The 20637-nt window shown below is 71.0% G+C and carries 3 protein-coding genes; all 3 read left to right on the forward strand.

The window, feature by feature from the left end; all coding sequences use genetic code 11:
* Positions 1 to 7152, forward strand: a 7152-nt coding sequence (locus ACWD5Q_RS33270; RefSeq protein ID WP_451430811.1) for an SDR family NAD(P)-dependent oxidoreductase, incomplete at its 5' end; no start/stop codon positions are given.
* Between the two features lie 130 nt (positions 7153 to 7282).
* Positions 7283 to 18661: a type I polyketide synthase gene (locus ACWD5Q_RS33275; protein WP_451430812.1), complete on the forward strand. Its 11379-nt coding sequence runs from the start codon at positions 7283 to 7285 to the stop codon at positions 18659 to 18661.
* Positions 18662 to 18674: 13 nt separating this feature from the next.
* The coding region (locus ACWD5Q_RS33280; protein WP_451430813.1) for a type I polyketide synthase at positions 18675 to 20637 on the forward strand (1963 nt) is incomplete at its 3' end.

A 20637-nucleotide genomic window follows, 5' to 3' on the forward strand; every position in this document is an offset into this window, starting at 1 on the left:
TTCTCGTCGTTCGCGGGGGTCGTCGGCAATGCCGGCCAGGCGGCTTATGCCGCCGCGAACAGTGTCCTGGACGCCCTGGCACTGTTGCGCCGGTCTCAGGGTCTGCCCGCGGTGTCTTTGGCGTGGGGGATGTGGGAGACGGCGGAGGGGATGGGTGGGACTCTGTCGCGGGCGGAGTTGGAGCGGATGGCCCGTCAGGGTTTCCCTGCTCTGTCCACCGACCGGGGTCTGGCTCTCCTGGACGCGGCTTTGCTGATCGACGAGCCGACCGCCGTCCCGGTCGCCCTGCACCTGCCCGCTCTTGTCCAGGCGGGTCGTGATGCGTTGCCTGCCGTGCTGCACCATCTGGTTCCTGTGGGCCGGCGTCGTGCCGCGGGTGCCGCTGCTGCTGGGGGAGATGAGCTGGCGCGGCGGTTGCAGGGTCTGGCGCCTGCCGAGCGGCAGCGGGCGTTGCTGGAGTTGGTCCGGCAGCAGGTTGCCGGAGTGCTGGGGCACGCTTCGGCCGGTGCGTTCGATGGAACCCGGAGTTTCAAGGACTTGGGCTTCGACTCGCTCACCGCGGTCGACCTGCGCAACCGCCTCCGCGCGGCCACCGGTATCGCGCTCCCGGCCACCCTCGTCTTCGACCACCCCAACCCGAACTCACTCGCCGAGCACCTTGCGGAATGCGCCCTCGGAGAAGTCGCCTCGCAGGCTCCCACCGCACCGAAGGCCGCCTCCGACAGCGACCCGGTGGTCGTCGTCGGGATGGGATGCCGTTTCCCGGGCGGGGCCGTTTCGCCGGATGCGTTGTGGGATCTGGTCGCTCAGGGGCGCGACGCCCTCGTACCCCTGCCGGTCGACCGTGGGTGGGACTCGAACGCGCTGGTGGATACCACGGGCGCCACCGTCGGTGGCTTCATCGAAGACGCGGCACTGTTCGACTCGGAGCTGTTCGGGATCTCGCCGCGTGAGGCCCTGGCGATGGACCCCCAGCAACGCCTCCTTCTGGAGACAGCGTGGGAGGCGCTGGAGGACGCGGGTATCGACCCGACCTCCCTGCGCGGCACCACCACCGGCGTCTACGCCGGAGTCTCCGCCAACGGCTACGGAAGCGGCACAGCCGACGATCCGCAGGGCGAGACCGAGGGCTACCTGCTGACGGGTAGTACGCCGAGTGTGGCGTCCGGTCGTCTGTCGTACGTCTTCGGTTTCGAGGGTCCCGCTGTCTCCGTCGACACTGCTTGCTCCTCCGCCCTCGTGGCCCTTCACCTTGCTGCTCAGGCGTTGCGTTCCGGTGAGTGCGACATGGCTCTGGCCGGTGGTGCCACCGTCATGGCCACTCCGACGGTGTTCCAGGAGTTCGCGGTGCAGGGCGGGCTGGCCGGGGACGGCCGCTGCAAATCCTTCGCCGACAGCGCGGACGGCACGGGGTGGGCCGAGGGCGGCGGCATGCTGGTCCTGGAGCGTCTTTCCGATGCGCGTCGCAACGGGCACCCGGTGCTTGCCGTGGTCCAGGGCTCCGCCGTCAACCAGGACGGCGCTTCCAACGGGCTGACCGCTCCGAACGGGCCCTCCCAGCAGCGTGTGATCCGTCAGGCGTTGAAGGCCGCCGGGGTCTTGGCCGCCGAAGTGGACGCCGTGGAAGCTCATGGCACCGGTACCCGTCTCGGCGATCCGATCGAAGCGCAAGCTCTTCTGGCGACCTACGGTCAGGCACACACCGATGACACACCCCTCTGGCTCGGTTCGATCAAGTCCAACATCGGGCACGCGCAGGCGGCGGCCGGTGTCGCCAGTGTCATCAAAATGGTCATGGCGCTGCGTCACCGGCACCTGCCCAGGACGCTGCATGTGGACGAGCCGTCCTCGCACGTGGACTGGGAGGCGGGAGCCGTCCGGCTGCTGACCGAAGAACGGGACTGGGAATCCAACGGCCACCCGCGCCGCGCCGGCGTCTCCTCCTTCGGTATCAGCGGCACCAACGCCCACCTCATCCTGGAAGAAGCCCCCACCGCCGACCACGGCCGGTCCACGACCACCCCTTCGGCCATGCCCCTGGTCCCCTGGGTCCTGTCCGCCCACACCCCCACCGCCCTCCGGGCCTACGCCGGCCAACTGGCCCATCACACACCAGACGTGGAACCGCTCGACGCCGGCCTGTCACTCGCCTCGTCCCGGGCCGCGCTGGAGCACCGGGCCGTCGTCCTGGGCCGCGACCTTGACGACCTGCGCACCGGACTCGCCGAGCCGACTGTCATCGGACAGGTGCGGGACGGCCGTACGGCGTGGATGTTCACCGGCCAGGGCAGCCAACGACACGGCATGGGACGGGAGTTGTACGACTCCTTCCCCGTGTTCGCCGACGCCCTGGACGAGGTGTGCGCGCTGTTCGACGCCGAACTGGCAGCGGACCCCGGCTTCAGCACCGCCATGCGCGAGGCGCTGTTCGCACCCGAGGACAGTCAAGGGGCCGACCTGCTGATCGGCACGGGATACGCCCAGGCGGCACTGTTCGCGCTGCAGACCTCCGTAGTCAGGCTGCTGCGTTCGTGGGGTGCGGAGCCGGAGGTGGTGCTCGGTCATTCCATCGGCGAGTACGCCGCCGCCTACGCGGCAGGTGTCTTCGAACTGCCGGACGCCGTACGGCTGGTGGCGGCCCGCGCCCGGTTGATGCAGGCGCTCCCCGAGGGCGGGGCGATGGCCGCCCTCGAATGCACCGAGACCGAGGTCGTGGAGCTGCTGGCAGACGAGCACGTTGATGACGTAGTGGTCGCGGCCGTCAACGGTCCGCGGGCCGTGGTCGTGTCAGGGAACGCGGAGGGTGTTGAGCGGCTCGTCGCGGTGACACACGCGCTGGGGCGGCGGGCCACCCGGTTGCGGGTCTCGCACGCCTTCCACTCCCCGCTGATGGAACCGATGCTGGAGGAGTTCGCAGGGATCGCCGCCCGCATCGATTACCGCAGGCCGACGATCGCCGCGGCCTCGTCGCTCACCGGCGAGCCCCTGGGGGACAGCGACTGGACAACCCCCGACTACTGGGTACGGCAAGTGCGCCGCCCCGTCCGCTTCCATGACGCCCTGCGCGCCGCCACCGGCCCGCTCGGCGCCGCCCGTCTGCTGGAGATCGGCCCCGACCCGATACTGACCGCCCTCGTCGACCAGAGCAACGCCCCGGCCGGCGACCAGGCCACCCCCTTCTCCCAGGCCGTCCTCCGCACGGGCCGTCCCGAGCCCGAGACCCTGCTGACCGCCGTCGCCGCCATGTACGTACGAGGTGCCCGCACCGATTGGTCGGCGCTGTTCACCGGCACTGGTGCGCGGCGCGTCAAGCTTCCCACGTACGCCTTCCAGCGGCGCCGCTACTGGCTGGACCCGGTGCGCCCGGCCGCCGACGCCCGTGGCCTCGGCCTCGCCGCCGCCGGGCACCCGCTGCTCGGCGCCGCCGTGCCCGTCGCCGGGACGGACACGCTGCTGCTGACCTCGCACCTGTCGGTGCGTACCCACCCCTGGCTGGCCGATCATGTCGTGGCGGGCAGCGTTGTCGTGCCCGGCGCCGTGTTCGTCGAGATGGCGCTCCAGGCCGCGGACCGCGCCGACCGGGCGCCGCTGGCCGACCTCACCCTCCAGGCCCCGCTCGTCCTGCCCCGTGACGGCGGAGTCAGCGTCCAGCTCACCGTCGAGACGGCCGAGGACGGCGACAGCCGCGTCCTCCAGGTACACGCGCGCCCCGACGACGCCGCTGCCGACCAACCCTGGACCCTGCACGCCACCGGCCTGCTGGAATCCGGCACCGACGACCCGGACGACGACGAGACCGCCCTGCGCACCTGGCCCCCCACCGGCGCCCACGAAGTACCCGCCGATGACCTGGACGCTCTCTACGATCGCCTCGACCGCGGCGGCCTCTCCTACGGCCCCGCCTTCCGCGGCCTCGACCGCGTCTGGATCCGCGGCGACGACGTCTTCGCCGAGGCCACCCTCCCCGAGCCGATCGCCGGCCAGGCCACGGATTACGGCCTGCACCCCGCGCTCCTCGACACCGCCCTGCACGCCCTCGCCCTACGCCCGGACGCGGGCCAGGAGGCGCTCCTGCCGTTCCTGTGGTCCCAGATCAGCCTCCGGGCCGTCGGAGCCGACCGGATACGCGTGCGGCTCACGTCCCGTGGCTCCGGATCGGATACGTACGCCCTGCGCGTCGCCGACGCGACCGGCGGGACCGTCGCCTCGATCGGCTCGCTGCTGCTGCGCCCGGTCTCCGCGGCGGATCTGACCCCGGCCACCGGCCACGACAACCTGTTCCGGCTCGACTGGGTGCCCGCCCCTGGCGCGGCGACACCGCTGGAGAACAGCGACACCGGTCACTGGGCCGTCGTCGGCGACAAGGACACCGCCCCGTGGATCGAGGCCGGAGTGACCTTCACACCCTACCGTGACCTGGCCGCCCTCACCGCCGCGGCCGAGGCGGGCGAACCCGCACCCACGGCCGTCGCCTTCACCGTCCCCACCGTCCGTGGGAACTCTGGTGAAGTCCTCAGCCGGGTTACTGGTGTCCTGGATGCCATGCGGACCTGGCTCGCGCTGAAACAGTGGACGGACACGCCCCTGGTGGTACTGACCACCGGGGCCGTGGCCCCGCACGTCACCGACCGCACCCGGACCCCCGACCCGGCGGGCGCCGGCGTCTGGGGCCTCGTTCGGGCGGCGATGAACGAGCACCCCGGCCGCTTCGCCCTCGCCGACACCGACCGCACCGCCGCCTCCTGTCGCACTCTCGCCGCCCGGCCCATCCCGTTCGACGAGCCGCAACTTGCCCTCCGCGAAGGCGAGGCATGGGTTCCGCGCGTCGTACGAATGAACGCCGACGGCGTCCTCGTACCGCCGCCCCCTGCTCCCGGCCGCTCCTGGAGGGTGGACGTGGGGCGCTCGGGGCGCCTGGACGGCATGGCGATCCTCACCGAGGAGCCGGGCGCGCTGGCGCCGGGGCAGGTCCGGGTTGCCGTGCGTGCCGCCGGGGTGAACTTCCGTGACGTGCTGAACGTTCTTGGTACGTATCCCGGCGACGCGGGCCGAATGGGGCTCGAAGGTGCGGGTGTGGTGACCGAGGTCGCGCCGGACGTGACCGCCTTCACGGTCGGTGACCGGGTGATGGGTTTGCTGGACGGAGCCTTCGGACCGAGCACGGTCGCCGACGCCCGTCTGCTGGCCCGGGTGCCGGGCGGCTGGACCTTCGAGGAGGCTGCGGGTGTCCCGGTGGTGTTCCTGACCGCGTATTACGCGCTGCAGGACCTGGCGGGTCTGCGGTCGGGTGAGTCGGTGCTGATTCATTCGGCGGCGGGTGGCGTCGGGATGGCGGCGGTGCAGTTGGCCCGTCATCTGGGTGCTGAGGTGTTCGCGACGGCGAGTGAGCCGAAGTGGCCGGTGGTCCGTGATCTCGGTGTCCCCGAGGAGCGGATTGCTTCGTCGCGGACGACGGAGTTCGAGGAGCGTTTCCAGCCGGGTGTGGATGTGGTGCTGGATTCGCTGGCGGGTGAGTTCGTGGATGCGTCGCTGCGGCTGGTGCGGCCGGGTGGCCGGTTTGTGGAGATGGGCAAGACCGATGTCCGTGATGCCGGGCGGGTGGAGGCCGAGTACGGGGTTTCGTATGCCGCGTTCGATCTGATGGATGCGGGGCCGGAGCGTATCGGTGAGATGTGGGCGGTGTTGCTGGGGCTGTTCGAGCGGGGTGTGTTGTGTCCGGTGAGGGTGACCGGGTTCGGTGTGGCGCGGGCGGTGGATGCGTTCCGGTTGCTGGGGCAGGCCCGGCATGTGGGCAAGGTGGTGCTGTCGGTGGCGGCGCCGTGGCAGGCGTCGGGGACGGTGCTGGTCACGGGGGGTACGGGTGGTCTGGGTGCGGAGGTGGCCCGGCACCTTGTGGCGCGTCATGGTGTGGGGGATCTGCTGCTGGTGTCGCGGCGTGGGCTTCAGGCTCCTGGTGCGGCTGATCTGGCGCTCGCTCTCACGGAGGCGGGTGCGCGGGTTCGTATCGAGGCGTGTGATGTGTCGGACCGGGATGCGCTGGCTGCCGTGCTGGATGGTGTGCGGCTGGGCGCGGTGGTGCATGCGGCGGGTGTGCTGGATGACGGGCTGGTGGCGGATCTGGCTCCTGAGCGGCTGGCGCGGGTGCTGGCGGCGAAGGCGGAGTCGGCCCTGCACCTGCATGAACTGACCGCCGGCCAGGACCTCGGTGCGTTTGTGTTGTTCTCGTCGTTCGCGGGAATCGTCGGCAACGCCGGCCAGGCCGCCTATGCCGCCGCGAACAACGTCCTGGACGCCCTGGCACAGTTGCGCCGGTCTCAGGGTCTGCCTGCGGTGTCCCTCGCGTGGGGGATGTGGGAGACGGGGATGGGCGGCCGGATGTCCGACAAGGACGTGGCCCGGCTGCGCCGGGAAGGGTTCCCGCCGCTTGGTGTGGGTGAGGCGCTGGCGTTGATGGACGCGGCGCTGCTGGTGAACGAGCCGGTCGCGGTACCCGTGGCGCTGCGTACCGCCGGTTGGGCGGGGCGCCGGGGTCGGCTGCCGTCGATGCTGCGAGATCTGGCGCCGGCCGACGAGCGGCGCCGGGTCGCCGGTGGTGTGGTGGCCGACGGCGGTGACGGTCTGGCCAAGCGGCTCCGTGGCCTGGGGGCGGCGGAGCGGGACCGAGCGGTGCTGGAGGTGGTCCAGTCGCAGGTGGCTGGGGTGCTGGGGCGTGGTGCGGCGGGGTCGGTGGATCCGGCGAAGGCGTTCAAGGAACTCGGCTTCGACTCACTGACCGCCGTGGATCTGCGGAACCGGCTCAACTCCGTGACCGGCCTCAACCTGCCCGCCACCCTCATCTTCGACCACCCCACGGTCCTGGCCCTGCGCGATCACCTCAGCGCCGCACTGGCTCCCGACGCAGACGACAACGCCGACCATCTCCTCGGCGAGCTGGACAAGCTCCGGACGGTCCTCGCCGGCACCGCGCCCGCAGCCGACGAGACCACCCGGACGGAGATCGCCCACCGGCTCCAGCAACTGGTCACCACGTGGTCCGCCGGTGCCGCCGACGACACCCGGACACCGGACCGGGACGACCGCGCGGAGATCGACAACGCCTCGGACGACGAACTGTTCGCCCTCCTCGACGACAAACCCTGGGCAGCCAACTGACCGACGCGGAGCCAGTCCATATCCGTGTCGAGCCCGTATCGACGGCTCACCTCTGATCAAACGGCTCACCCCAGCAGCTTCAGTGCACCACGCCACCGCGGCTCCCTGCGCACTTTCGAAGGACGAAGAGATGGCGAACGAAGAAAAGCTCCGCGAATACCTCAAGCGTGCGATCGCCGACGCCCAGGACGCCCACCTTCGTCTGCGCGAGGCTGAGGCCAAGGACCATGAGCCGATCGCAATCGTCGGCATGGGCTGCCGCTTCCCCGGCGGGGTCGCCTCGCCCGCGGACCTGTGGCGACTGGTCAGCGGCGGCGGAGACGGCATCACCCCGTTCCCGACCGACCGTGGCTGGGACCTCGACGCGCTGTTCGCAACCGACCCCGACCGCCAGGCCGGAACCTCGGCCACGCGCGAGGGCGGTTTCCTGCACGATGCCGCGGAGTTCGACGCGGAGGCGTTCGGCATCAGCCCCCGCGAGGCGCTCGCGATGGACCCGCAGCAGCGGCTGCTTCTGGAAACGTCATGGGAGGCCCTGGAACGCGCGGGCATCGATCCGCACTCACTGCGCGGCTCCGCCACCGGCGTCTTCGCCGGACTCATGTACCACGACTACGCCGCACGTCTCCAGGAGGTGCCCAAGGACGTTGCCGGTTTCCTCGCCAACGGCAACGCGGGCAGCGTCTTCTCCGGTCGTATCGCCTACGTCTTCGGCTTCGAAGGCCCGGCCGTCACCATCGACACCGCCTGCTCCTCGTCCCTGGTCTCTCTCCACCTCGCCTGCCAATCGCTGCGTGCCCGCGAATGCGTTACGGCACTGGCGGGCGGGGTGACCGTGATGGCGGCGCCCACCACCTTCGTGGAGTTCTCCCGTCAGGGCGGACTCGCGGGGGACGGGCGCTGCAAGGCATTCGCCGACGGCGCCGACGGCACGGGCTGGGCGGAGGGCGCCGGCGTCCTCGTCCTCGAACGGCTCTCCGACGCCCAACGGCTCGGCCACCCCGTACTGGCCGTCATCCGCGGCTCCGCCGTCAACCAGGACGGTGCCTCCAACGGCCTCAGCGCGCCCAACGGGCCCTCCCAGCAGCGAGTCATCCGGCGCGCCCTGGAGGCCGCCCAGCTCACCACGGCCGACATCGACGCCGTCGAGGCGCACGGCACCGGCACCCGCCTCGGCGACCCCATCGAGGCCCAGGCCCTGCTGGCTACCTACGGCAAGGGCCGCGACGAGGGCAACCCCGTCTGGCTGGGGTCGGTGAAGTCGAACATCGGTCATACGCAGGCGGCGGCCGGTGTCGCGGGCGTCATCAAGATGGTGATGGCCCTACGCGCCGCCCGGTTGCCCGCAACCCTCCACGTGGACCGGCCCACGTCGCACGTCGACTGGTCGGCTGGGGCGGTCCGCCTCGTCACGGAGGCCCGTCCATGGCCGGAGACGGGCCGTCCGCGCCGGGCTGGTGTGTCCTCCTTCGGGATCAGCGGTACCAACGCCCACCTTGTCCTCGAAGAGGCGCCCACCTCGCCCACCTTGTCGACTGCCCCGGGCTCCGAGGCCGGTCAAGTCGGGGAACGTGTACGGCTGCCGTATGTCCCGTGGGTGCTCAGTGCCCGGTCCGTCAGCGCTCTGCAGGCTCAGGCGGAACGCCTGGCCACCCACCTCGCCGACTCGGCGTCCGCCTCCGAACCCGATGCCTCCGTGTTCGACATAGGCCACACCCTTGCCACCGCCCGTGCGGTCCTCGAACACCGTGCCGTGGTCCTCGGCTCCGACCGTGACATGCTGCGCACCGCACTCGACGGTCTCACGGGCATGTCCGCCACGAGCACGCCTGCCGTCGGTGCATCCGGCGCGGGAACCACCGTCACAGGCGTGGTCACCGAGGGGCGTACGGGGTGGATGTTCACGGGGCAGGGGAGTCAGTGGGCGGGGATGGGGCGGGAGTTGTATGCCGTTTTCCCGGTGTTCGCGGCGGCGTTGGATGAGGTGTGTGGGCTGCTGGATGCCGAGCTGGGTTTCGCGCGTTCTCTCAGAGAGGTCATGCACGGCCTGGACCCGCAGGCCCTGGACGACACCGGTTATGCGCAGTGCGCCCTCTTCGCCTTGCAGATCGCCGTGGTCCGCCTGTTGCGGTCGTGGGGCATGGAGCCGGGGGTGGTGTTGGGGCATTCGGTGGGTGAGTTCGCGGCGGCGTATGCGGCTGGGGTGTTCGAACTTCCTGATGTGGTGCGGTTGGTGGCGGCTCGGGCGCGGTTGATGCGGGTGTTGCCGGTGGGTGGGGCGATGGCCGCGGTGGAGGCCGGTGAGGCGGAGGTGGCCGGCTGGCTGGTCGACGGGGTGGTGGTCGCGGCGGTGAACGGGCCGGCGGCTGTGGTCGTGTCCGGGCAGGAGGCGGCTGTGGAGCGGGTGCTCGCGGTGGCCCGTGAGCAGGGCCGGCGGGTCACCCGGTTGCGGGTGTCGCATGCTTTCCACTCGTCGTTGATGGAGCCGATGCTGGAGGAGTTCGGGGAGGTCGCCGCGCAGGTGGTTTATCACCGTGCCGTGCTGCCCGCTGTCAGTACGCTGACGGGTGCGCCGCTCGTGGATGGTGACTGGTCGTCTCCCGGGTATTGGGTGCGGCAGGTTCGGCAGGCCGTGCGTTTCCAGGATGCCGTTCACGCTGCGACGACCGTGCTCGGTGTGACGCGGTTCCTGGAGGTTGGTCCTGAGGCTGTTCTGTCGGGGCTTGTTGGTCCGGCTTCGGCGGCGTGTGTGTTGCGTCGTGGTCGTGATGAGGCGGGGACGGTTTTGGCGGCGGTGGCCGAGATGTTCGTGCGGGGCGCCACCGTCGACTGGGTGGCTGTGTTCGAGGGTACGGGTGCGCGCGAGGTGCCGTTGCCGACGTATGCCTTCCAGCGGCAGCGGTATTGGCTGGAGGCGCCGCGGAGGGTTGTGGATGCTGCCGGGCTGGGTCTGCGCTCGGGGCGTCATCCGTTGCTGGGTGCTGCTGTGTCTGTGGCTGATTCCGGCATGTTGTTGTTGACCTCTCGTTTGTCGCTCGTGGATCAGCCGTGGCTGGCGGATCATGTGGTGGCGGGTTCGGTGGTCGTGCCGGGTACGGGGCTGCTGGAGCTGGTGCTTGCGGCGGGTGAGCGGGTGGGGTGTGACCGGGTGGAGGAACTCACGCTTCGGGCGCCTCTTGTTGTGCCTGACGGGGGTGGTGTCGATGTTCAGGTTGTGGTTGAGGCGCCGGATGTTTCGGGGCAGGGGCGGGCTGTGCGTGTTCATGCCCGGCCGCATGATGTGGCGCTGGAGCGGGAGTGGGTGCTGCATGCGACGGGTGTGCTGTCGTCGGCTTTGGTGGCTGGGTTGGGCTGGGATTTGCGGGTGTGGCCGCCGGCGGGTGCGGAGCGGGTGGTTGTCGAGCTGGATGGTTTGTATGAGCGGTTGGGTGGTGCGGGGCTGTCGTATGGTCCTGCGTTTCGTGGGCTGGGTGGGGTGTGGCGGTGTGGGGAGGAGTGGTTTGTTGAGGCTGTGCTGCCGGATGGGGTGAGTGGTGGCGCTGAGGGGTTTGGTCTGCATCCGGCGTTGCTGGATTCGGTGTTGCATGTGCTGGGGCTTTGGGAGTGGGGGGATGCTTCGGCTGTTGGTGCTGTGGTGCCGTTTGTGTGGTCGGGTGTGGGGTTGTCGGCTGTGGGTGCGTCGGCGGTGCGGGTGCGGGTGACGCGGGAGGGTGTGGATTCGGTCGCTCTGCGGATCGCGGATGCGGGTGGGGAGCCTTTGGCGACGGTTGACGGGCTGGTGCTGCGGCCCATTGCCGCGGGCGATGCTCGGACCGTGGACGGGTCGTTGACAGACTCGCTGTTCCGGGTGGATTGGGAGCCCTTGACCGAGGCGACGCGGGGTGTGGCCGCCGACTGGGCTGTACTTGGCCCGATTCCTGAGGGCCTGGCCGGTGACCGGGTTGCCGGCTACGCGGGCCTGGACGCTTTGCGCGCGGCGGCCGGGAGTCCGAGTGTTGTGCTGTTGCCGGTGACAGTCGGTGACCGTCAGATATATGAGTCCGCGAGTGAAGTCCTTGAGATCTTCGGGGAGTTCGTGCAGAGCCCGAACCTGAGTGACTCCTGTCTGGTGGTCGCGCTGGCTGGCGCGATCGACGCTGAGGGGCCCTCCACCGATCCCTCTCATGCCGCCATACGGGGCCTGGTGCGCTCGGCCGCCAACGAGCACCCGGGCCGCTTCGCCCTCGCGGACACCGACGGTTCTTGGGCCTCCTGGGAGGCACTGAAGGGTGTGTTTCCCGGCACGGTCGAGGTGCTGATCCGCGAGGGGCATGTCCGTATACCGCGTCTGGTGCGGGTGGTTGGTGAGGGGGTGTTGGTGCCGCCGGCTGGTGTGGGTGATGGCTGGCGGTTGGACGTTGTGGCGCGGGGGCGGCTGGATGGTATTGCTGTGGTTCCGGAGGAGCCGCGGGTGTTGGGTCCGGGTCAGGTGCGGGTGGGGGTGCGTGCGGCTGGGGTGAACTTCCGTGATGTGCTGAGTGTGCTGGGCATGTATCCGGGGGATGCGGGCCGGCTGGGGCATGAGGGTGCGGGTGTGGTGACCGAGGTCGCGCCGGACGTGTCCGCTTTCGCGGTCGGTGACCGGGTGATGGGTCTTTTGGACGGGGCGTTCGGGCCGAGTGCGGTCACTGATGCCCGGTTGTTGGCGCGGGTGCCGCGGGGGTGGTCGTTCGAGGATGCGGCGTCGGTGCCGATTGTGTTCCTGACCGCGTATTACGCGCTGCACGACCTGGCGGGTCTGCGGTCGGGTGAGTCGGTGCTGATTCATTCGGCGGCGGGCGGCGTGGGGATGGCGGCGGTGCAGTTGGCCCGGCACCTGGGCGCTGAGGTGTATGCCACCGCGAGTGAGCCGAAGTGGCCGGTGGTCCGTGATCTGGGTGTCCCCGAGGAGCGGATCGCCTCTTCCCGCACCCTCGGGTTCGAGGAGCGTTTCCAGCCGGGTGTGGATGTGGTGCTGGACTCGCTGGCGGGTGAGTTCGTGGACGCGTCGCTGCGGTTGGTGCGTCCGGGTGGCCGGTTTGTGGAGATGGGCAAGACCGATGTCCGTGATGCCGGGCGGGTGGAGGCCGAGTACGGGGTTTCGTATGCCGCGTTCGATCTGATGGATGCGGGGCCGGAGCGTATCGGTGAGATGTGGGCGGTGTTGCTGGGGCTGTTCGAGCGGGGTGTGTTGTGTCCGGTGAGGGTGACCCCATTCGGTGTGGCGCGGGCGGTGGATGCGTTCCGGTTGTTGGGGCAGGCCCGGCATGTGGGCAAGGTGGTGCTGTCGGTGGCGGCGCCGTGGCAGGCGTCGGGGACGGTGCTGGTCACGGGTGGTACGGGTGGTCTGGGCGCGGAGGTGGCCCGGCACCTGGTGACCCGTCATGGTGTGGGGGATCTGCTGCTGGTGTCGCGGCGTGGGCTTCAGGCTCCTGGTGCGGCTGATCTGGCGCTCGCTCTCACGGAGGCGGGTGCTCGGGTTCGCATCGAGGCGTGTGATGTGTCGGACCGGGACGCGCTGGCTGCCGTGCTGGACGGTGTGCGGCTGGGCGCGGTGGTGCATGCGGCGGGTGTGCTGGATGACGGGCTGGTGGCGGATCTGGCTCCTGAGCGGCTGGCGCGGGTGCTGGCGGCGAAGGCGGAGTCGGCCCTGCACCTGCATGAACTGACCGCCGGCCAGGACCTCGGTGCGTTTGTGTTGTTCTCGTCGTTCGCGGGGGTCGTCGGCAATGCCGGCCAGGCGGCTTATGCCGCCGCGAACAGTGTCCTGGACGCCCTGGCACTGTTGCGCCGGTCCCAGGGTCTGCCCGCGGTGTCTTTGGCGTGGGGGATGTGGGAGACGGCGGAGGGGATGGGTGGGACTCTGTCGCGGGCGGAGTTGGAGCGGATGGCCCGTCAGGGTTTCCCTGCTCTGTCCACCGACCGGGGTCTGGCTCTCCTGGACGCGGCTTTGCTGATCGACGAGCCGACCGCCGTCCCCGTCGCCCTCCACCTCCCCGCCCTCGCGGCTGTCCGAGACCACCTGCCGCCCATCCTGCGCGGCCTGGTCCCCGCCTCCGGCGGCCGGCGCCGCGCTGCAGGAGCCGCAACCGCCGAGGGCGGGGCGCTGGCCCGACGGCTGCGCGAACTGTCCGTCGAAGAGCAGGACCGCGAACTGCTGGACCTCGTCCAGACTCATGTGGCCGCTGTACTGGGCCACACGTCGGCGGGGTCGATAGACCCGGACCGCGCATTCAAGGACCTGGGCTTCGACTCACTCACCGCAGTCGACTTGCGCAACCGGCTGGTCTCCGCCACCGGCATCATGCTCCCCGTGACGGTCATCTTCGACCACCCCAACCCGACCGAGCTCGCGTCTTCGCTGCGGGAACAGTTGGTGGGCGCGTCGAACGACCACGCCGAGGACGAGTCGCGGACGACCTCGCCCGGGACGGCCGACGAGCCGATTGCGATCGTCGGCATGGGCTGCCGTTACCCGGGCGGAGTGGACTCGCCCGAGTCCCTCTGGGATCTGGTGACGTCCGGCGGCGACGGCATCGTCCCCTTCCCGCTGGACCGCGGCTGGAACACGCGCGCGTTGGATGGCCTCTCCGCTGTCGGAGGATTCATTGACGGCGCGACGGACTTCGACGCGGAACTCTTCGGGATCTCACCGCGTGAGGCCCTGGCGATGGACCCCCAGCAACGCCTCCTTCTGGAGACAGCGTGGGAGGCGCTGGAGCGCGCAGGCATCGATCCACTCTCGCTCAAGGGCTCGGCGACCGGGGTGTACGCGGGTGTCTCCGCCAACGGCTATGCCAGCGGGCAGGAGAGCGACGATGTCGATCCCGAGACCGACGGCTATCTCCTGACGGGTAGTACGCCGAGTGTGGCGTCCGGTCGTCTGTCGTACGTCTTCGGTTTCGAGGGTCCCGCTGTCTCCGTCGACACTGCTTGCTCCTCCGCCCTCGTGGCCCTTCACCTTGCTGCTCAGGCGTTGCGTTCCGGTGAGTGCGACATGGCTCTGGCCGGTGGTGCCACCGTCATGGCCACTCCGACGGTGTTCCAGGAGTTCGCGGTGCAGGGCGGGCTGGCCGGGGACGGCCGCTGCAAGTCCTTCGCCGACAGCGCGGACGGCACGGGGTGGGCCGAGGGTGGCGGCATGCTGGTCCTGGAGCGTCTTTCCGATGCGCGTCGCAACAGGCACCCGGTGCTTGCCGTGGTCCAGGGCTCCGCCGTCAACCAGGACGGCGCTTCCAACGGGCTGACCGCTCCGAACGGTCCCTCCCAGCAGCGTGTGATCCGTCAGGCGTTGAAGGCCGCCGGGGTCTTGGCCGCCGAAGTGGACGCCGTGGAAGCTCATGGCACCGGTACCCGTCTCGGCGATCCGATCGAAGCGCAAGCTCTTCTGGCGACCTACGGTCAGGCACACACCGATGACACACCCCTCTGGCTCGGCTCCGTCAAGTCCAACATCGGGCACGCGCAGGCGGCGGCCGGTGTCGCCAGTGTGATCAAAATGGTCATGGTGCTGCGTCACCGGCACCTGCCCAGGACGTTGCATGTGGACGAGCCGTCCTCGCACGTGGACTGGGAGGCGGGGGCCGTCCGGCTGCTGACCGAAGAACGGGACTGGGAGTCCAACGGCCACCCGCGCCGCGCCGGCGTCTCCTCCTTCGGTATCAGCGGCACCAACGCCCACCTCATCCTGGAAGAAACAGCCCCGACTCCGCTTCAGCCACCCGTCCCCGTGACAAGTGGCCCCGAAGAAGCCGGGACCGCGGCGACAGAGCCCACTACCCCCTTGCTCCCGTGGATCGTCTCGGGCCGTACGCCGGCCGCCTGCCGGGCGCAGGCGGCACGGCTCGCAGAGTTCCTGGCAGCCGGGCCCGAGCGGTCGCCGGCTGCCGTAGCCCACGCCCTGGCGACGACCCGTGCCGTACTGGACCACCGGGCCGTCGTACTCGGCGCCCGTACCGACGACCTGTGCGCCGGACTTGACAGGCTGGCGGTCGACGGTACGACGACGCCGATCCGTGCCACGGTCGTGACCGGCACCCTCACCGAGGGCCGTACGGCGTGGATGTTCACCGGCCAGGGCAGTCAGCGAGCCGGTATGGGCCGTGAACTGTATGCCGCCTACCCGGTGTTCGCGCAGACCCTCGACGCGGTGTGTGACCTCTTCGAAGCCGAACTCGGCCCAGACTCCGACTTCACCCGCACCCTCCGCCGAACACTCCTCACCGACACCGAACCCCTCACCCACGACCGCACCGACACCGACACCGAACCCCACACCCGCGAAGGCACCGCCCCCCTCGACGGCACCGGCTACGCCCAAACCGCCCTCTTCGCCCTCCAAGTGGCCACAGCCGAACTGCTCCGCTCCTGGGGAATCCGCCCCGACCTCGTCGTCGGCCACTCGATCGGTGAACTGGCCGCCGCCTACACCGCGGGCGTCTTCGAACTCCCCGACGCCGTACGGCTGGTGGCCGCGCGGGCGCGGCTGATGCAGACGCTGCCCGAGGGCGGCGCGATGGCGGCCCTCGAAGGCACGGAAGGTGAGATCACCGAGCTGTTGAAGGGCCTCACCGGCACCGGCCAGATCGCCGTGGCCGTCGTCAACGGGCCCACGTCGATGGTGGTCTCCGGCGACGGAGCCCTGGTCGAGGAGGCCATGGCGGCCGCCCGGGAGCAGGGGAGGCGGGTGACCCGACTGCGGGTCAGCCACGCTTTCCACTCGCCGCTGATGGAGCCCATGCTCGTCGACTTCGCCGCGGTGGCCGAGACCGTCACCTACCGCAGGCCGGCGATCGCCGCCATCAGCTCCGCAACCGGCGGCCCGGTCACCACCGAGTGGGCGTCCGCCGCGTACTGGGTGGACCAAGTGCGCCGCCCGGTGCGGTTCCACGACGCGCTGACGAGGACGACCGGCGAGTACGGCGCGACCCGGCTGCTGGAACTGGGCCCCGACCCGGTGCTGACCGCACTCGCCCGCGCCGCCGCCGACGGCCGCACCACCGCCGCAGCCGTGCTGCGCGGCGGGCACCCGGAGACCGAGACCCTCCTCACGGCGGTCGCCGAACTGTTCGTACGCGGTATGAAGACCGACTGGGCCGCCGTCACGAACGCCACCGACCCGACGCACGAACCAGCCACCGCCACCGCACCGGGCGAACGTCTCGAACTCCCCACCTACGCCTTCCAACGCCGCCGCTACTGGCTGCGCGACCGCGTGAACCGGCAGCGACACGGGGGCGGCTCGGGCGGCGCCACCGGAACCCGCGGCGGCACCAGCACAGGCACGACCGGCCTCGCGGGAGCCGAGCCCGGCTTCTGGAACCTCGTGGACGCCGCCGACGCCAACACCCTCGCCGACCGCCTCGGCGTCACCGCCGACGCTCCCCTCGCCTCCGTCGTGCCCGCGCTGGCCGCCTGGCGCTCCCGGCAGCGCGAGGCGTCGGAGCTGGGCCGCTGGCGCTACACGGTCGCCTGGGAGCCGGTCAGCCTGCCGGCCACCACCGGGCTCACGGGCAACTGGCTGGTCGTCGCCCCCGAACCGGACACCGCACAGCGTGACGGCTTCGTGGAGCGCTGCGCGCAGGCCCTGCGGGAATCCGGGGCCCATGTGGACACCCTCACCGTCGCGGCAGACGACAGCGTCACCAGCCTCGCGGCCCGGCTGCGCGAACTCGCCCCGGACGGTGTGCTGTCACTTCTCTCCTCAGCGCAGCACCATCCCGACTCGCCGCACACCGCCACCTCCGACGGACCGACCCCCGCCGCCACCGTCGTCAGCCTTCTCCTCGCCCAGGCGTGGGCGACAGCGTCCGACGGCGCCGGCGCGCCGCTGTGGTGCGTGACCCGGTCCGCCGTGTCCGTCGGCGCCGGCGACACCCTTCAGCACCCCGCACAGGCGCAACTGTGGGGCCTCGGCCGCAGTCTGGCACTGGAGCACCCCGACATCTGGGGCGGGCTGGTCGACCTCCCGGCCCGGCCCGGCGACCGGGATCTGACGCGGCTCCTCCAGATCCTCGCCCACAGCAGGTCCACCACCTGGCACGAGGACCAGCTCGCCGTCCGCGCCGGAGGTGTCTTCACGGCCCGCTTCGTCCGGGACGAGGCCCGTGGTGAACAGCCCGCCGAGCCGCGTCGGGCTCGAGGCACCGTACTGATCACCGGCGGCACCGGTGCCCTCGGCCGCCAGGTCGCCCGGCACTACGCCGAGCGCGGCGCCGAGCACCTGTTGCTCGTCTCCCGGCGCGGCCCGCAGGCACCGGGCGCCACCGAGCTGTACGACGAACTCACCGCCCTCGGCGTCCGCGTCACGCTCACCGCCTGCGACCTCACCGACCGCGACGCCCTGCGCGACCTCATCGCGGGCATACCCGACGACACCCCCCTGACCACCGTCGTCCACGCGGCCGGCACCCCGGCCAACGGCGTTCTCGCCGACCTCACCCCCCAGCGGCTTGCGACCGCCCTGGCCGCCAAGGCCACCGCCGCCGACCTGCTGCACGAGCTGACCGCCGACCGGAACCTCGACCACTTCGTCCTGTTCGCCTCCGTCACCGGCGTTCTCGGCAGCGCCGGCCAGGCCGCCTACGCCGCCGCCAACGCCCACCTCGACGCCCTCGCCCAGCACCGCCGCGCCCAGGGCCTCACCGCCACCTCGGTGGCCTGGGGACCGTGGGCGGGCAGCGGCATGGCCGCGGACCGGGCCGCGGAGGAACGCATCCGCAGGTCGGGCCTGCGGGTGCTGCCGCCCGACCGCGCCCTCGCCGCCCTCGACCAGGTGCTCGCCGACGACCCGGCCTGCACCACCGTCGTGGATGTCGCGTGGGACCGCTTCATGACCACCTTCACTCTCCCCCGGCCCAGCTCCCTGCTCGCCGACCTCGCCGAGGCCACCAGCGCGCCCGGAGCCGACACCCAGGCGAACGGCACCGCGGCGCCCGACCTGATCGACAAGCTGACCAAGCTCTCTGCGACCGAACGCGAACGTGCCCTGGGTGACTTCGTCCTCACCCGCGTCGCCACCGTCCTCGGCCACGACTCACCGGCGGCCCTCGACGCCGACCGCGCCTTCAAGGACTTCGGCTTCGACTCCCTCACCGCCGTGGACCTGCGCAACCAGCTCATGGCCGGGACCGGACTACGGCTGGCGACCACCCTCGTCTTCGACCACCCCACCCCCGCGTCCCTCGCCCGCCACCTCCACACCGAGCTGTTCCCGGTGGAATCCGGGGCCGATCCGGAGGAACCCATCCCCGCGGACGAGGAACGCTTCCGCAGCCTCCTGGCCTCCGTCCCCCTCGTCCGCCTGCGTGACGCCGGCCTCCTGCCCGCCCTGCGCACCCTCCTCGCCGACACGGAGACGGAACACACGGCGGGCCTGCCGTCCGCCGACGGCGACTCGCCCGGCACCGACACCGCGATCGCCGACCTCGGCGTGGACGACCTCGTGCAGTTGGTGCTCGGCGACGACACCACGACCGACGACCGACACTGACAGAGGAACCGTGATGAGCGCACCGTACGAGAAGGTTGTGCAGGCCCTGCGGAAGTCCCTGGAAGAGACGGCGACGCTGAAGAAGCGCAACCGGCAGCTCGTCGAGGCCGCCCGTGAGCCCATTGCGATCGTCGGCATGGCCTGCCGCTTCCCCGGCGGCGTCACCACCCCCCGGGAGCTGTGGAACCTGCTCGCTGAGGGCCGCGACGGCCTGTCCCCGTTCCCGACCGACCGCGGCTGGGACATCGACGAGCTCTACGACCCGGTCCCCGGCCGCCCCGGCCGCACCTACGTCGACACCGGAGGCTTCCTCCAGGACGCCGCCCTGTTCGACGCGGAGTTGTTCGGTATATCGCCGCGTGAGGCGTTGGCGATGGATCCGCAACAGCGGTTGCTGCTGGAGTCGGCGTGGGAGGCGCTGGAGGGGGCGGGTGTGGATCCGTCCTCGCTCCGGGGATCGGTGTCGGGGGTGTTCGTCGGAACGAACGGCCAGGACTACGCGTGGGCGTCCCAGGGAGGCTTCGCGGGCGTCGAGGGCTTTATGGCGACGGGTTCGGCGGCGAGTGTCCTGTCCGGTCGGGTCGCCTACACGCTGGGGCTCGAGGGTCCGGCGGTGACGGTGGACACGGCGTGTTCGTCGGCACTGGTGGGCGTGCACCTGGCCGTACGCGCTCTTCGGTCGGGGGAGTGTTCGCTCGCGCTGGCGGGTGGGGTGACGGTGATGTCCTCGCCCGCGGCGTTCGTGGAGTTCTCACGGCAGCAAGGTCTCGCGGCGGACGGCCGGTGCAAGGCGTTCGGGGACGGCGCGGACGGCACCGTGTGGGGGGAGGGGGTGGGACTGCTCGTACTGGAACGGCTGTCGGACGCGCGGCGCAACGGGCGCCGGGTGCTGGCGGTGGTCCGGGGGAGCGCGGTCAACCAGGACGGGGTGTCGAACGGGCTGACCGCGCCGAACGGGCCTTCCCAGCGGCGGGTGATCCGGCAGGCGCTACGGGACGCCGGGGTCCCGGCATCAGGCGTGGACGTGGTCGAGGCGCATGGCACCGGCACCGCGCTGGGCGATCCGATCGAGGCACAGGCGCTGCTGGCGACGTACGGCCAGGACCGTGAACGGCCGTTGTGGCTCGGCTCGGTGAAGTCCAACCTCGGACACACCCAGGCCGCCGCCGGAGCCGCCGGCATCATCAAAATGATCCTCGCGCTCCAGCGGGAGACCCTCCCCAAGACGCTCAACGCCGACCGGCCGTCCACCCATGTCGACTGGGACGCGGGCAACGTACGTCTCCTCACGCGGCCCGTGCCCTGGCCGCGAGGTGAGCGCTCGCGTCGCGCAGGCGTGTCCGCCTTCGGTCTCAGCGGCACCAACGCCCACCTCGTCCTTGAAGAGGCCCCGCAGGAGACGACGCCGGAGGCCGGGCCGGTCCGTCAACTGCCCGTCATCCCCTGGGTGTTGACGGCACGCGACCCGGACACCTTGAGCGCCCAGGCGAACCGGCTCACCACGCACCTGCACGAGAACCCGGCCTCGGCCACCGACACCGGCTACTCCCTGGCCCTCACTCGCGCCGCCCTCCCGCACCGGGCTGTCGTCCTCGCCGCCGACGCCGACACCCTGCGCACGGCAACACATGCTCTCGCCCGGGGCGAGGAACACCCCGCCGTCGTGATCGGAGAGGTCCTCAAGGGCCGCACGGCGTGGATGTTCACCGGTCAGGGCAGCCAGCGGGTCGGTATGGGGCATGAGCTGCACGCGGTCCACCCGGTGTTCGCCCGCACGTTCGACGACGTGTGCGCACGCTTCGACACCGAGTTCGCGGCCACCGGCGCCGGGCACCCGTCCCTGCGCGATCTGATCTTCACGGGCGAGGAGCAGACCCTCGCCCGTACCGGTTATGCGCAGGCGGCGCTGTTCGCGGTGCAGGTGGGGTTGGTGGAGTTGTTGCGGTCGTGGGGTGTGCGGCCGGACGGTGTGGTGG

The organism is Streptomyces sp. NPDC002513, from assembly GCF_053595355.1.

What these genes read in the sequence shown, in the direction of transcription:
- ACWD5Q_RS33275 (WP_451430812.1), top strand. Translation starts at nt 7,283, where the DNA reads ATGGCGAACGAAGAAAAGCTCCGCGAATACCTCAAGCGTGCGATCGCC.